The 13,763-nt window shown below is 65.7% G+C and carries 14 protein-coding genes and 1 pseudogene; all 15 read right to left on the bottom strand.

The genetic code is table 11. The annotated features are described in order from the left end of the window. Window positions 1–60: 60 nt before the first annotated feature. Window positions 61–1,143, bottom strand: a complete 1,083-nt coding sequence (nagZ, locus tag RMO12_RS06045) for a beta-N-acetylhexosaminidase (RefSeq protein WP_309638596.1) — start codon at window positions 1,141–1,143, stop codon at window positions 61–63. After that, window positions 1,140–1,538 (bottom strand): holo-ACP synthase, encoded by a 399-nt coding sequence (gene acpS / locus RMO12_RS06040; RefSeq protein WP_309638595.1) that lies wholly within the window; start codon window positions 1,536–1,538, stop codon window positions 1,140–1,142. Before acpS ends, nagZ begins: the two co-directional genes overlap by 4 nt. Next, entirely contained in the window at window positions 1,535–2,350 is an 816-nt protein-coding gene (locus tag RMO12_RS06035; protein ID WP_309638594.1) for a pyridoxine 5'-phosphate synthase, read from the bottom strand. Before RMO12_RS06035 ends, acpS begins: the two co-directional genes overlap by 4 nt. Before the next feature lie 97 nt (window positions 2,351–2,447). Further along, window positions 2,448–3,227 (bottom strand): DNA repair protein RecO, encoded by a 780-nt coding sequence (gene recO / locus RMO12_RS06030; protein WP_309638598.1) that lies wholly within the window; start codon window positions 3,225–3,227, stop codon window positions 2,448–2,450. Between the two features lie 38 nt (window positions 3,228–3,265). After that, window positions 3,266–4,213 (bottom strand): GTPase Era, encoded by a 948-nt coding sequence (gene era / locus RMO12_RS06025; protein WP_309626097.1) that lies wholly within the window; start codon window positions 4,211–4,213, stop codon window positions 3,266–3,268. Beyond that, complete coding sequence (gene rnc / locus RMO12_RS06020; RefSeq protein ID WP_309638593.1) at window positions 4,210–4,902, bottom strand: ribonuclease III; 693 nt, start codon at window positions 4,900–4,902, stop codon at window positions 4,210–4,212. The genes era and rnc overlap by 4 nt, the downstream gene beginning before the upstream one ends. 4 nt (window positions 4,903–4,906) lie before the next feature. Continuing rightward, window positions 4,907–5,293 (bottom strand): DUF4845 domain-containing protein, encoded by a 387-nt coding sequence (locus tag RMO12_RS06015; protein ID WP_309626095.1) that lies wholly within the window; start codon window positions 5,291–5,293, stop codon window positions 4,907–4,909. 32 nt (window positions 5,294–5,325) lie between these two features. Further along, window positions 5,326–6,294 carry a signal peptidase I gene (gene lepB, locus RMO12_RS06010; protein ID WP_309638592.1) on the bottom strand — a complete coding sequence of 323 codons (969 nt, stop codon included), beginning with the start codon at window positions 6,292–6,294 and terminating at the stop codon, window positions 5,326–5,328. 7 nt (window positions 6,295–6,301) lie between these two features. Further along, window positions 6,302–8,116, bottom strand: a complete 1,815-nt coding sequence (gene lepA / locus RMO12_RS06005; RefSeq protein ID WP_309638591.1) for a translation elongation factor 4 — start codon at window positions 8,114–8,116, stop codon at window positions 6,302–6,304. A gap of 523 nt (window positions 8,117–8,639) precedes the next feature. Further along, on the bottom strand, window positions 8,640–10,118 hold the full coding sequence (locus RMO12_RS06000) for a DegQ family serine endoprotease (RefSeq protein ID WP_309638597.1): 1,479 nt from the start codon (window positions 10,116–10,118) through the stop codon (window positions 8,640–8,642). Window positions 10,119–10,284: 166 nt separating this feature from the next. Then, entirely contained in the window at window positions 10,285–11,334 is a 1,050-nt protein-coding gene (locus RMO12_RS05995; protein WP_309638590.1) for a MucB/RseB C-terminal domain-containing protein, read from the bottom strand. A 2-nt stretch (window positions 11,335–11,336) separates the two neighbouring features. After that, window positions 11,337–12,011, bottom strand: a complete 675-nt coding sequence (locus RMO12_RS05990; RefSeq protein ID WP_309638589.1) for a sigma-E factor negative regulatory protein — start codon at window positions 12,009–12,011, stop codon at window positions 11,337–11,339. A 33-nt stretch (window positions 12,012–12,044) separates the two neighbouring features. Beyond that, a complete protein-coding gene (gene rpoE, locus RMO12_RS05985; RefSeq protein WP_309626374.1) occupies window positions 12,045–12,659 on the bottom strand; it encodes an RNA polymerase sigma factor RpoE in 615 nt (204 codons plus the stop codon). Between the two features lie 60 nt (window positions 12,660–12,719). Further along, complete coding sequence (locus tag RMO12_RS05980) at window positions 12,720–13,187, bottom strand: hypothetical protein (RefSeq protein ID WP_309638588.1); 468 nt, start codon at window positions 13,185–13,187, stop codon at window positions 12,720–12,722. 45 nt (window positions 13,188–13,232) lie between these two features. Next, window positions 13,233–13,763, bottom strand: a pseudogene (locus RMO12_RS05975) (beta-ketoacyl-ACP synthase II); the annotation flags it as partial.

Genomic DNA, 13,763 nt, shown 5'->3' with positions numbered 1-13,763 from the left:
ACTGAACCGGCGCAATACCGCACATCGGCGGCGTTGCCAATCGATGCCGGCAGCGTGCATTCACGGCAAACGATCGAGCGCCCGCAGGTAGGGCGCGTGGTGCATCAACTCGTCCCAAGGCAGCGGCGCGAGCTGGGGCAGCAGCGCCAGGCGGCGCGCCTCGCCGTCGGCGCTGGCCTGCCAGCGGCCTTTGGAGAGCGCGCGCTCGAGTCCGTCGAGCAGCGCGTCGAGCGCCGTGCCGCCGTCCAGCGATTGGTTGCACAGCAACACCATGTCGCAGCCCGCCTCGAGCGCGGCCACCGCCGCCTCGGTGGGCGTGCCGGCGCCGCTCGCGCCCTGCATGCTGAGATCGTCGCTGAAGATCGCACCGGTGAAGCCGAGCTGGCCACGCAGGATGTCCTGCAGCCAGCGCGCCGAGAAACCGGCCGGCAGCGCGTCGACCTTCGGGTAGATCACATGGGCCGGCATCACGCTGGCCAGCGACGTGGACAGCCATTCGTAGGGACGCGCGTCGTCCGCGAGGATGGCCGCGAGCGTGCGGGCGTCGACCGGCACTTCATGGTGCGAATCGGCGGCGACGAAGCCGTGCCCCGGGAAGTGCTTGCCGCAGCTCGCCATGCCCGCCAGCAGCATGCCGTGCATGACGCTCTTGGCCAGCAACGCGACGACCCTCGGGTCGCGGTGGAAGGCGCGGTCGCCGATCACACCGCTCGGGCCGTGGTCGAGGTCGAGCACCGGCGCGAAGCTGAAGTCCACGCCACAGGCGCGCAACTCAGCTGCGAGCACGAAGCCCAGCGCGCTGGCGGCGTCGGTGGCGTGCATCGCGCCCGTGCCAGCACCGCCCGCGCCGTCGCGCATCCACCGCTCGCCCAGCGCGCGCATCGGCGCGAGGTGGGTGAAGCCGTCGCTGCGAAAGCGCTGCACGCGCCCGCCCTCGTGGTCGACGCAGATCAGCATGTCGGGCCGCAGCGACTTGATCTCGGCGGTGAGCGCGGTGAGCTGGGCGCGGCTTTTCCAGTTGCGCGCGAACAGGATCACGCCGCCGGCCAGCGGATGCTCGAGGCGGCGGCGGTCGTCGGCATCGAGCGTGAGCCCGGCGATGTCGAGCACGACGGGGGAACAAATCGGTGCGGCTGTTTTCATGAGGGCAGTTGTTCGACCACCACGAAGGCGGCGGCGTAGTCGGATTCATCAGTCACGGTCACATGGGCCTGCAGGCGGCGCTCGGCAAACCACGCAGCGAGTTCGCCATGCAAGGCGATGCCGGGCTTGCCGCTCGGCGCCTTGATCACCTCACAGGCGCGCCAGCTCCTCGGCCAGCGCATGCCCAGCCCGATGGCTTTGGAAAACGCTTCCTTGGCGGAAAACCGCGTTGCCAGGTAGCGCAGGCCGCGCAGCGGCACCTGCGCGGCGCGCGCGCGATACACACCCAATTCGTGCGGTCCGAGCACGCGTTCGGCAAAGCGCTCGCCGCGACGCTCCAGCGTGCGCGCGATGCGCCGCACGTCGCACAGATCGGTGCCGATGCCGTAGATCATCGGCGCGGCGCCTCTGGCATGTCGGCGCGGTGGATACAGCGCACGTAGTCGCGCACGGTCTTGGCCAGGCCGAGTTCCAGCGCGTCGGCGATGAGCGCGTGGCCGATTGATACCTCGCGCACGCCGGGCACCGCGCGCAAGAAGTCGGTCAGGTTATCGCGGTTGAGGTCATGGCCGGCGTTGAGGGCCAGGCCGGCACGACGCGCCGCCTCGCCCGCGGCGCTGTAGCGCGCCAGCACCTCGGCTTGCTGCGGTGTGCCGTGCGCGCGGGCATAGGCTTCGGTGTAGAGCTCTACGCGGTCGGCGCCGAGCGCGGCGGCAGCGGCCATCACGTCGGGCAGCGGGTCCATGAACAGGCTGACCCGCGCGCCCAGTGCATGCGCTGCTTCGATCAGCGGCGCGAGGCGCTCACCGTCCTGCGGCAGTTGCCAGCCGTGGTCGGAGGTGGCTTGCTCGACGCTGTCGGGCACGAAGGTGAGCTGATGCAGCGGCAGGCCACGGCCCACCAGCTCGCGCGCCAGTTCCATGAGGTTGTGATGCGGATTGCCCTCCACGTTGAACTCGGCCTGCGGCCAGGCCTTCATGAGCCGGGCGAGGTCGTGAACGTCTTGCGTGCGGATGTGGCGCTGGTCGGGCCGCGGGTGGACGGTGATGCCGTGCGCACCGGCCTCGAGCGCCACGGTCGCGGCGTGAGTGACGCTCGGCCGGTCGAGCGCGCGGGCGTTGCGCAGCCAGGCCACTTTGTTGAGATTGACCGACAGCGCGGTCGGGGTCGCGTGCGCAGCGGCGCCGGTGGTGATGAGCGGGTTCATCGGGGTGCTTGAGTTGGCGCTGGTCGTTGGTCGGCGCTCATCAGGGTACCTTCGTGCTGCGCACTCCGGTATTCGCCCTTCGGGCGGCCGTGCGTGCTCATGCGCTGAGGTTCTGCAGTTCCATCATCAGCTGCCGCGTGCGCAGGACGGGTGTGGCCAGATGATAGTGAAGCAGGCCGCGCAGCAAGCCCTTGAGCTCGGCGAGCGACGGCAGGCAGGCGCGCTGCAAGGCCGCGAGGTCTTGCGCTTGGAGCGCCGATTGCAGCGCAGCCCAGCGTGGCGCATCGAGGCCCGGCTCGCCCGGCGCCGCCGGGCCCAGGCCGGTGTCGGCCCGCAACGCGTGCGGTTCGTGCGCGGGCAGCGGTTGCTGCGTGAGCGTGACGACGCGCAGGTCGGGCAAGAGGCCGATCTCGCGCAACAACACCAGCTCGAAGGCGCGCAGCGCCGCCTCGATGCGCGTGTCGTCACCCCCGGCGAGCGCCGGCAGGGTGTGCGCATAGGCGTCGAACAACGCCGGGTGTGGGTCTTGCCTCGCCAGCAGCTTCATCAGCAGCTCGTTGAGGTAGAAGCCCGTCAGCAGCGCCGCGCCGCCGGGCATTGCGGCGCCGCCGGCCCATTCGGCAGCCTTGAGTGGCTGCACTTCGGTGCTTTCGGCGTCGGCGCCGTTGCGCGAGCGGCGCGTGCCGTAGCTGACGTTGAGCCGCTGGAAGGGCAGCAGCACCGCGCGCAGCTGCGAATAGGGTCGCTTGGCGCCCTTGGCCGCCACGGCGACGCGGCCGTGCTCACGCGTGAACAGGCCGAGGATCAGGCTCGACTCGCTCCAGTCGTAGCGATGCAGGAGATAGGCCGGATGCAATGCCGCCGGTGCCCGCGGCACGCGCACGGCCCGTGATGTCGGCGGGCGACCACCCGCGCTCACTCGTAGCCGTAGCTCTTGAGCCGCGCCTCGTCATCGGCCCAGCCGGAGCGCACCTTGACCCACAGCTCGAGGAAGACCTTGGCGCTCATGAGTCGCTCCAGCTCGACTCTTGCCTCGGTGCCGATGCGTTTCAAGCGCTCGCCCTTGTCGCCGATCACCATGCCTTTGTGGGCGTCACGCTCGACGATGATGGTGGCGGCCACCCTGATCATCCGGTCGTGGTGCAGCGAGCCCTCTTCCTTGAATTCGTCGATCACCACCGTGGATGTGTAGGGCAGCTCGTCACCGGTCAGGCGAAACAGCTTCTCACGGATGATCTCGCTCACGAGGAAGCGCTCACTGCGGTCGGTCAGCTGTTCCTCACCGTAGAACCAGGGTTGCTCGGGCAGGTAAGGCCGCACGATCTTGAACAGCCGGCGCGCATCGTCCACGTCTTTGGCCGCGAGCGGCACGAACTCGGCAAACGTGTGGCGTTCCTGCATGCCCTTGAGCCAGGGTGCCAGCTCGGCGCGACGGTGCACGAGGTCGAGCTTGTTGGCCACGAGCAGGGTCGGTTTGCCGGGCGGCACGAGCGACAGCACCTTGGCGTCGTCCAGTCCGAAGCGGCCTGCCTCGACGAGAAACAGCACCACGTCCACGTCGCCGAGCACCGACTGCACGGTCTTGTTGAGGTTGCGGTTGAGTGCCGCGGCGCCGCGCACCGTGTGGCGGGTCTGGAAGCCCGGCGTGTCGACGAACACGAACTGCGCGCCGTCTTCGGTGTGAATGCCGGTGATGCGGTGGCGCGTGGTCTGCGCCTTGCGCGAAACGATGCTGAGCTTTTGCCCGACCAACGCGTTGAGGAGCGTCGACTTGCCGACGTTGGGCCGGCCGACAATCGCCACCAGGCCGCAGCGTTGCGGCGTTTCACTGTCTGCGTCGCCCGAATCGATGCTGTCGTTCATGCCGGCTTGTTCTCGCTGTTTTTCAGTGTAGCCAGGGTGGTGCGCGCGGCCTCCTGCTCGGCGGCGCGGCGCGAACGCCCTTCGCCTCGCGCCTCGAACCCGCGGCCGGGCACGCTGCACACGACGACGAAGACCTGCTCGTGATGACGGCCGTGCGTGGACTCGATGCAATAGCCGGGCACCGGCTCTCGGCGCGCCTGCAGCCATTCCTGCAGCTCGGTCTTGGCGTCCTTGGCCCAGCCGGTGGTGGATGTCGCTTCGAGCAGCGGCGCGAACAGGCGCTCGACGAGCGCGCTGGCGTTCGCGTAGCCGCCGTCGAGATAGACCGCGCCGATGACCGCCTCGAGCGCGTCGGCCAGGATCGACGGGCGCTGTGCGCCGCCGCTGCGCGCCTCGCCCTCGCTCAGGCGAAGCAGCGCGGAAATCCCCAGTTCGAGCGCCAGCCGGTGCAGCATCTCCTCGCGCACGAGGTGGGCCCGCACGCGCGTCAGTTCGCCTTCATCGGACTCGGCGAAATGCCTGCAAAGCAAGTCGGACACCGCCGCAGTGAGGACGGCGTCGCCGAGGAATTCGAGCCGTTCGTTGTGATGTGCGCCGAAGCTCTTGTGGGTCAGGGCGCGGTCAAGCAGCGTCAGTGCGTCGAAACGGTGGCCCACCCGGGCCTGCAACGCGTCGAGGGCCGGCGTCACGGCGTCATTGCGAGCGACCCCGGTACTTGATCAACAGGTACACGGGTTCGACTAGCTCGATTTCCTTGTCGTAGGCGAACTTGATCACGAGGCGCTCGTTTTCCTTGGTGATCTCGAGATCCTTGGCATTGATCGAAGTAATGGCGTACTCGATGTCTTTCTGGCGCTCGAAGGCTTTACGGATCTCCGGCACGGTGTTGCCGCCCGACGTGGCGAGCTTGTTGACCGCACGCTGAATGGTGAAGTATTCGTTCATCGTCGGCAGCACCTTGATCACCACCAACGCGACCGAGGCGACCAGCACGCCCCAGAACACGAGGCCGATCAGGGTGACGCCGCGCTGGTCACGACGGGTCCGCGCGGTACCCAGTCTTTTTGACGCAAGGTTCATCGAGATCCCTCCTCAGTGTTTTATTCGCCGGCTCACTGAAACGAACCGATTCGCTTGAGATTACCGAAATTCATCCAAACAAAGAAGGCTTTGCCGACGATGTTTGCGTCAGGAACGAAGCCCCAGTAACGCGAGTCCTGAGAGTTGTCGCGGTTGTCGCCCATCATGAAATAGTGGCCGGGCGGTACCTTGCAGACCACGCCCTCGGCGTTGTAGCGGCAGTTGTCGCGAAATGCGACGAAGTCCTGCATGGGAATGACGAAACCGGGTCGCTGAGTGTCGGTGAGGAAGCGGTGCTCGACATCACCGATTTTCTCGCTTGCTTGCTGCGCGTAGCGCAAGGAGTCCTCGTTGTAGAACTCCGGCAACGGCTCGGTCGGCACGGCCTGGCCGTTGATCGAAAGCCGCTTGTTCAGGTAGGCCACCTCGTCGCCCGGTACGCCGATCACGCGCTTGATGTAATCAACGCCCGGGTCGACCGGGTAGCGAAACACCATCACGTCGCCGCGCTTGGGATCGTTGTTCTCGATGATCTTCTTGTTGATCACCGGCAGGCGCACGCCGTAGTGAAACTTGTTCACGAGGATCAAGTCGCCGATCGCGAGCGTGGGGATCATCGATCCCGACGGGATCTTGAAGGGCTCGAACAAGAAGGAACGCAGCAGGAACACGGCCAGGATCACCGGGAAAAGGCCCGCGGTCCAGTCGAGCCACCATGGTTGGGCGAGCACGCGCTCGCGCGCTGCGTAGACGTTGCCATCGACCTGCGTGATGCCTTGGCGGTGCAGTTCGGCCCGGCGTTGCACATCCTGCGTCTCCAGCGCCGAGGCGGCGGCCACGCGTTGCGGCAAGAAATGCAGCCGTTCGGCAAGCCAGTAGCCGAAGGTCGACAGTGTCAAGACGAACAGCAGCAGCGAGAAGTTGCCGCTCCAAAAGCCCAGGTACCAGCCGCCCAGGAAAACCGCGAGGGCGCCGTAGAGCAGCCCGGTGATTGCACTCATGTCGGGTTCAGTCGTCCACTTGAAGGATCGCGAGGAAAGCTTCCTGCGGCACTTCGACCGTGCCGATCTGCTTCATGCGTTTCTTGCCAGCCTTCTGCTTTTCGAGCAGCTTGCGCTTGCGGCTGATGTCGCCGCCATAGCATTTTGCCAGCACGTTCTTGCGCAACGCCTTGATGTTCTCGCGGGCAATGATGTTGGCGCCGATGGCGGCCTGGATCGCCACGTCGTACATCTGGCGCGGGATGATTTCGCGCATCTTGCTGACCACCGCGCGGCCGCGGAACTGGCTTTGGCTGCGATGCAAGATGATCGAGAGCGCATCGACGCGATCGCCGTTGATCAGGATGTCGACCTTGACGACGTCGGCCGCCCGGAATTCCTTGAACTCGTAGTCCATCGAGGCGTAGCCGCGCGACACCGACTTGAGCTTGTCGAAGAAGTCGAGCACGATCTCGGCCAGCGGCATCTCGTAGGTCAGCACGACCTGGCGGCCGTGGTAGGCCATGTTGAGTTGCACCCCGCGCTTGAGGTTCGCCAAGGTCATGACCGGACCGACGGAGTCTTGCGGCATGTACAGATGCACCGTCATGATCGGCTCTCGGATCTCGGCGATCTTGCCCAGCTCGGGCATTTTCGAGGGGTTTTCCACCTCGATCACCTCGGCTTCGACGCCGCCCAGTTGCACTTGGTAGACCACGCTCGGCGCCGTGGTGATCAGGTCTTGGTCGAACTCGCGCTCGAGCCTCTCCTGCACGATCTCCATGTGCAACAAGCCGAGAAATCCGCAGCGAAAACCGAAGCCCAACGCCTGGCTGACTTCGGGCTCGTAGCGCAGCGAGGAGTCGTTGAGCTTGAGCTTCTCGAGGGCGTCGCGCAGTTGGTCGTACTCGCTCGCCTCAGTAGGGTACAAACCCGCAAAAACCTGCGGCTGGATTTCCTTGAAACCGGGCAACGCCTCGGTGGCCGGCCCCGCGTTGTTCGGGAGCTTTTTTTCCAGCGTGATGGTGTCGCCGACCTTCGCGGCCTGCAGTTCCTTGATGCCGGCGATCAAGAAGCCCACCTCACCGGCCTTGAGCTCATTGCGCGGTACCGACTTGGGAGTGAACACGCCGAGCTGCTCGAGCGGGTAGACCGTGTCCGTGGCCATCATGCGGATGCGGTCGCCCTTCCTGAGCAGGCCATCGACGATGCGCACCAACATCACCACGCCGACATAGTTGTCAAACCAGGAATCGATGATCATCGCGCGCGGTGGTCCGTCGGCCCGACCGCGCGGTGCCGGCATGCGCGCGATCACCGCTTCGATGATGTCCTCGATGCCCTCGCCGGTCTTGGCCGAACACGGGATCGCGTCATCGGCGTCGATGCCGATCACGTCTTCGATCTCTTCTTTGGCGCGCTCCGGATCAGCCTGTGGCAGATCCATCTTGTTGAGCACCGGCACGACCTCCACGCCAAGGTCGAGCGCGGTGTAGCAGTTGGCCACCGTCTGCGCCTCGACACCCTGACTCGCGTCAACGACCAGCAGGGCGCCCTCGCACGCCGAGAGCGAGCGGCTCACTTCATAGCTGAAGTCGACGTGGCCCGGCGTGTCGATCAGGTTGAGCTGGTACTGGCGGCCGTCGCGCGCCGTGTAGACCAATGCCGCGGTCTGGGCTTTGATCGTGATGCCGCGCTCGCGCTCGATGTCCATCGAATCGAGCACCTGAGCCTCCATCTCGCGATCGCTCAAGCCGCCGCAGCGCTGAATGATCCGGTCGGCCAGAGTGCTCTTGCCGTGGTCGATATGGGCAATGATCGAGAAATTGCGGATGTGGTCCATCTGACCTGCTGTGCTGGGAGGAAACCGCTCACGCTTCGGGCACGAAGGGGTGCAATCGCTGCGGCACAAGCTCCCGATCGCGCGGCGAGGCGAACGCGCATCACGAAGAGCTGAAGCCAAAAAAAAGGCACGTCAAACCGGTGACGCGCCTTCCAACAAAAAACGTTTGGCAACTGCTTCGTTGGACTTTCATTGTAGCCAAACCGAACCGCCCGAAAACCGCGCCGATGCTAGGTTTTACGTCGTTGCAGAGCACCAACATCGAAAAGTATGCACAGTTTATCAACAATTACCTGTGCGTGTCCTGTGGACGGTTTGACAAGCAGAAACTATGCATCGAATTTCGATGAAATACATCCTGTGTATCGTCAATTACATCGAATTCAGCAATTATCGATGTAAGTGCACACGCACTTAATGAAGTGTGTACTTCACAGTTCATCTAATAAATAAGCTCGCAACGAGGAGACCGACGGGCTCTGGCCGGTGAGCGCTGCACAAGCAAAGCAATGCGCCACCCCGCCTACTTGCCGGGTCGAATGATTGCGTACTGAGCCCATTCACCGCGGCGAAACAGCACATTGACAGGCTTGCTCTTGTCAAGTTTGGCGAGCACCGCCTCGAACTGTTTCACGTCGGTGATCTCGGTGTTCGCCACCGACACAATCACGTCGCCCTCGCTCAAGCCCGCGCGCGCTGCGGCTCCATCGGTCGTCTCGACGCGCACGCCGCCCTTGATCTTTAGCTCACGTTTGGCGTCTTCACCGAGATTGGTCACCGCCAGCCCCAGCGCCCCGGAGATCGCGCCGACGGACGGCGCCGGCTTGCTGCTTTCCGGCACGGACGCCGCACGACGCGCACGATCAGGCTCCAGTTCGGCCACCGTCACGCTCAGATCGCGCACATTGCCGCGGCGCAACACCTGCATCGTCGCCTTGCCACCGGGCTTGGTGTTGCCGACAAAGCGCGGCAAGTCGCTCGAGCGCTCGACCGGCTTGCCGTCGAACCGGGTAATGATGTCGCCCGGCTCCACCCCTGCTTTGTCTGCCGGTCCAGCCGCCTCGACCGAGCGCACGAGCGCCCCCGCCGAACGTGCGAGGCCGAGCGACTCGGCCACGTCCTTGGTGACTTCACCAATCTGCACGCCGATGCGACCCCGCGTGACGCGGCCGGTCGCGCGCAGCTGATCGGCCACGCGCGTCGCCTCATCCATAGGGATGGCAAACGAAATGCCCATGAAACCGCCCGAGCGGCTCAAGATCTGCGAGTTGATGCCCACGACTTCGCCGCGCATGTTGAGCAGCGGCCCGCCAGAATTGCCGGGATTGATCGCCACGTCGGTCTGGATGAAGGGGATGTATTCGCCGGTTTCGCGCGCCTTGGCGCTCACGATGCCTGCCGTGACGGTGTTCTCCAGGCCGAACGGCGAACCGATCGCGACCACCCACTCGCCCACGCGCAGCTTGCTGACGTCGCCGATCTTGACGGACGGAAGCCCCGTTGCGTCGACCTTGACCACCGCCACATCGGTGCGTTTGTCGGCGCCGATCAGGCGCGCCTTGAATTCACGCTTGTCGGTCAAGGTGACATACACCTCGTCGGCGCCCTCGACCACATGCGCATTGGTCATCACATAGCCGTCGTTGGTGAAAATAAAGCCGGAGCCGACACCGCGCTGCTGCTCCTCATCGGGGGTTTGCCCCGGTCTGGGGGAACCGCGCCGCGGGTCAGGTCGCGGCTGGCCGGGCATCTGTCCCGGCGGCACCCCGAAGAAACGGCGGAAGAACTCCTGCATGTCCTCGTCCATCTCCGGCGCACCGCCTGCGCCGCTGCGCGCACCGCGCACGCGCTCGGTGGTGCGGATGTTCACGACGGCCGGGCCGACCTGCTCGGCGAGGTCGGCGAAGTCGGGAAGCCCGCGTGCCCCCGCGGCGACGACCGGGCCGGCCACCACCGCTTGCGCCCGGCTTTCGTGCGTTGCCGGCAAAGCGGCACCAAACATCAAAACCAGGCCCGACAACCTCAGCGCCAACCGAGAGCGCACCTTTGACCGCGTGCGAACAGCTTCGTTACTCGTTTGCATACTCATCGCCTTTGCCAACACAAACACCAAGCCCGCGCCGGCATGACTGCAGGCGCTTGACGTCACGACCGGACACCGCGAAGTGTCATCGCCGCTGATCGAGCGCACCGGCAAAAGCGCGCAACGTGGCCACGGGTACGTCGCCGATCACTGTCAGCCACCAGTCGCCATGACGCTGCACGAGCGTCTGGGTCGCACCCATGGCCATCAGGATCTCGCGTCGATGCAGCGCCGCGTCATAGGCTTCGATGAACACCGAGACATAGGTGAGGCCATCGGAGTAGATCGCCTGCAGCACGGTCGGCGGCAGCGACGAGCCCCCTTCGCGCACCGCGGTCGGACGCTGGGTGAGAGCGTCGGCGGCCATCGTGCGCTTGACGCTGCTCACGTGTCGAAATCCGGGCGGCAATTGCCGAAACGTCCAACCTTCTCTTGCGAGGTCGACCTCCTGCAGGGACGGTCGCTGAATCCGATAACCCTCTATGCGCTTCATGGCCTGGATCACCAGCTCGGGCTGAGGCTTGACGCCGATCAGCACCTCGGAAAACGCCGAAGCCTCGAGGACCATGTCGCGTTCGTCGAACACCTCGGCGCGCAGCAACAAGCCGGACTGCTTCTCGGCCCAAAGTCGGTAGCCGAAGCGATAGCCGTCGCGCGGCCGCAGCAGCAACACGTTGGCGTCATGGCCCGCGACGCGACCTTCGCCGACAGGCCTTACGTCGTAGAACTGCACGATGTGCTCGGCGCCCGACGACAGCAGCGCCGGGAACTGGCTGGTTGCCTGCCGCGTCTCGATCAAGGCCACCCGGCTTTGGGGCCAGAAGCTATGCACCAGGTCGTTGTGGCGATAAACCTGCCGCTTGTAGCCGTCAAGCGCCTCGATACGCTCGAACTGATTGGCGCCTTCGCTGAAGTGGACGATTCGCGAACTCGCCACCGAACCTCCGGCGCTCACTACGAAAGTGCCCTGGAAATTGCGTCGCCCGGCCGCCTCGTGAATACGCCAAAGCCACTGTTTGACGTCGCGCGCCTCGACCAGCGGATCGCCCGTTTGCGCCCGCACTGGCGGTGCAAGCAGCGAAGCGGCGAGCAGCAGCGCGGCCAGCGCTCGCAGGGAAGCCAGCGCGGCCTGCATGCTCAGCGCGACCCGCCCACGGTGCCCAGGTCTTCAAACGTAGCGCTGCGCAGAAAGCCGGAAGGCACACCGAGCGCCGAACTGCCGCCGAACTGTTTATGGGCGGCGAGGTACTGATCGAGTCGCGCATCGCGGATCACGCGCCCGCTCGGCGCCACGCGCTCGGGTTGAACATCCGCAACGGCAACCGTGGGCGCTGCAATCGGTGCCTGCACCACGACCGCGGGCGCGGCAGACTGCGCGGTAGCGGCCACTGGCGCCAGCGCCAGTGGCGGGCCGGCGGGTGGCGGTGTGCTCAGGCGCGTCACGGTCAAGGCGCCAGCCACCGCCAGAAAGCCCGCAGCGATCGCCGCGGGCGGCGCCCAGCGGCGCATCACACCCGAAGCGCGGCGCGCATCGTTGCGCGCGGTGGTCGGCATCGCAGCCGGTGCCAGGACGACGGGCTCCTGCGCCAAACGCGCACGCAGCTTGCTCACGAATTCGGCGTCATCTCCGCGACCGCCAAGCTCGTCGGAGCGCATCGCATCGCCGATCAGCTGGTAGCGATGCCAGCGCTCGCGCATGCGCGCATCGTTGCGCCACAAGACCGACACCGTCGCGGCAGTCGACGCGTCAGCCTCGCCATCGACCAGCGCAGACAGCGCCTCTAGAGCCGCAAATTTGTTCTTGTCATCCATTGTCCACTCCATCAGCGACGCGCCATACGGCGCTCACCAGCGCTCACCGGAGCGCTTGTCCAGCAGCGGCGCAAGCCGCTCGGCGATCGCCTCGCGGGCCCTGAAAATCCGCGAGCGCACAGTACCGATCGGGCAACCCATTGCCTCGGCGATTTCCTCATAACTCAGTCCTTCAATCTCGCGCAGCGTGACCGCCTGGCGTAGATCTTCGGACAAATCCTCGATCGCCGAGTTCACTGCCCTGGCGATTTGCTTGGACGCCAACAAGGCTTCGGGTGTCTCGCCGTCAGTTAGTTCGTTCTCCACCCGGGAAGTTTCGTCGCCGTCCTCGTCGCGGCTGATGCGTGACGATTCCGTCACCAGCAAATCACGTTTAAGTTCGCCAAGCGCCTTCTTGGCAGTGTTGACGGCGATGCGGTAGAGCCAGGTGTAGAAGGCACTTTCGCCGCGGAACTGCGGCATTGCGCGGTAGGCCCGAATGAAGGTTTCCTGTGCGATGTCGGGCACCAGATCGACGTCACGCACCATGCGGCCGATCAGGCGCTCGATGCGCCGCTGGTACTTGACGACCAGCATCTCGAAGGCTCGGGTGTCGCCCTGCTTGACGCGGTCAACGAGCACGGCATCGGCATCGGCATCGGCGCTCATGGCTGCGCCTCTGGCGCGTTGCAATATTTGTCCTTGGGCCGGCCCTGCATGCTCATCCGATCAGCCGCCCGGATCGTCGGTCGCGCCGGTGTTCGCGGCCGGCGGCGGTGAATAGACCGCGCAACGTAACGCATGCCACTCGGCTGGGAGCCAAGCGCGCTCGACCGGCAGCCACGTGCTGGCATGACGCCGCCTCGTTCTCGGCGCAGCACGAAAGCGCAGCAACATAGCGCCGCCCAGATCGAGCGCAATGGCCACGGCGCCCGGTCGCGGCTCGCCGCCCGTGGGCCCGAGCCACCATTTCAACCCATCCCAGCGCAAGACCAGCGCAGGTCGGCGCCACGCCGCGTAGACGAGCCAGGCGGCGTGGGCAGTGACGCTCAGCGCCACCACCGCTCCGATGGCGTCGCTGCGCGCTGCGCCCCACACGGCACTCACGCCGACGGCCGCCAAGGCCAGGCCAAGCAGCGCACCGCAAGCCAAGCGAGAGGGGAGCACGTTCACGGTGACCGAAGGCGCAGCACGCATCGCAGGGCATGGGAGGCCGCGAGGGCGGGTCCGCGGGAGCCTGCCTCAGACGCGCTTGAAGACCAGCGTACCGTTGGTCCCACCGAAGCCGAAGTTGTTCTTCACCGCGAACTCGATCTTCATGTCGCGCGCCGTGTTGGCGCAGTAGTCCAGGTCGCACGCGGGGTCCTGGTTGAAGATATTGATCGTCGGCGGGGAAACCTGGTGGTGCAGCGCGAGCACGCTGAACACCGACTCGATGCCGCCGGCACCGCCCAGCAGGTGGCCAGTCATCGACTTGGTGGAGTTCACGACCAGCTTGCCGGCATGGTCCCCAAACGCCAGCTTGATGGCATTGCTCTCGTTGAGGTCGCCCAGCGGCGTGGAAGTGCCGTGGGCATTCAGGTACTGAACCTGATCGGCGTTCAAACCGGCATTGCGCAGAGCGGCCTTCATGGCGCGCTTGGGGCCGTCGACGTTGGGCGCAGTCATGTGGAAGGCGTCCGCACCCATGCCGAAGCCGACCACTTCGGCGTAGATCTTTGCCCCCCGCGTCTTGGCGCGCTCGTACTCCTCGAGCACCACCACCCCGGCACC

Origin of the sequence: Methylibium sp., from assembly GCF_031393925.1 — a bacterium.
Lineage (GTDB): Bacteria > Pseudomonadota > Gammaproteobacteria > Burkholderiales > Burkholderiaceae_C > Methylibium.
Note: the sequence above shows the minus strand (reverse complement) of the source record. Positions and strands in the feature narration are given on the sequence as shown.

What these genes read in the sequence shown, in the direction of transcription:
- RMO12_RS06035 (WP_309638594.1), bottom strand. Translation starts at nt 2,350, where the DNA reads ATGAACCCGCTCATCACCACCGGCGCCGCTGCGCACGCGACCCCGACC.
- RMO12_RS05980 (WP_309638588.1), bottom strand. Translation starts at nt 13,187, where the DNA reads ATGCGTGCTGCGCCTTCGGTCACCGTGAACGTGCTCCCCTCTCGCTTG.
- RMO12_RS05995 (WP_309638590.1), bottom strand. Translation starts at nt 11,334, where the DNA reads ATGCAGGCCGCGCTGGCTTCCCTGCGAGCGCTGGCCGCGCTGCTGCTC.
- RMO12_RS06000 (WP_309638597.1), bottom strand. Translation starts at nt 10,118, where the DNA reads ATGTTTGGTGCCGCTTTGCCGGCAACGCACGAAAGCCGGGCGCAAGCG.
- rpoE (WP_309626374.1), bottom strand. Translation starts at nt 12,659, where the DNA reads ATGAGCGCCGATGCCGATGCCGATGCCGTGCTCGTTGACCGCGTCAAG.
- nagZ (WP_309638596.1), bottom strand. Translation starts at nt 1,143, where the DNA reads ATGAAAACAGCCGCACCGATTTGTTCCCCCGTCGTGCTCGACATCGCC.
- RMO12_RS05990 (WP_309638589.1), bottom strand. Translation starts at nt 12,011, where the DNA reads ATGGATGACAAGAACAAATTTGCGGCTCTAGAGGCGCTGTCTGCGCTG.
- lepB (WP_309638592.1), bottom strand. Translation starts at nt 6,294, where the DNA reads ATGAGTGCAATCACCGGGCTGCTCTACGGCGCCCTCGCGGTTTTCCTG.
- acpS (WP_309638595.1), bottom strand. Translation starts at nt 1,538, where the DNA reads ATGATCTACGGCATCGGCACCGATCTGTGCGACGTGCGGCGCATCGCG.
- RMO12_RS06015 (WP_309626095.1), bottom strand. Translation starts at nt 5,293, where the DNA reads ATGAACCTTGCGTCAAAAAGACTGGGTACCGCGCGGACCCGTCGTGAC.
- lepA (WP_309638591.1), bottom strand. Translation starts at nt 8,116, where the DNA reads ATGGACCACATCCGCAATTTCTCGATCATTGCCCATATCGACCACGGC.
- era (WP_309626097.1), bottom strand. Translation starts at nt 4,213, where the DNA reads ATGAACGACAGCATCGATTCGGGCGACGCAGACAGTGAAACGCCGCAA.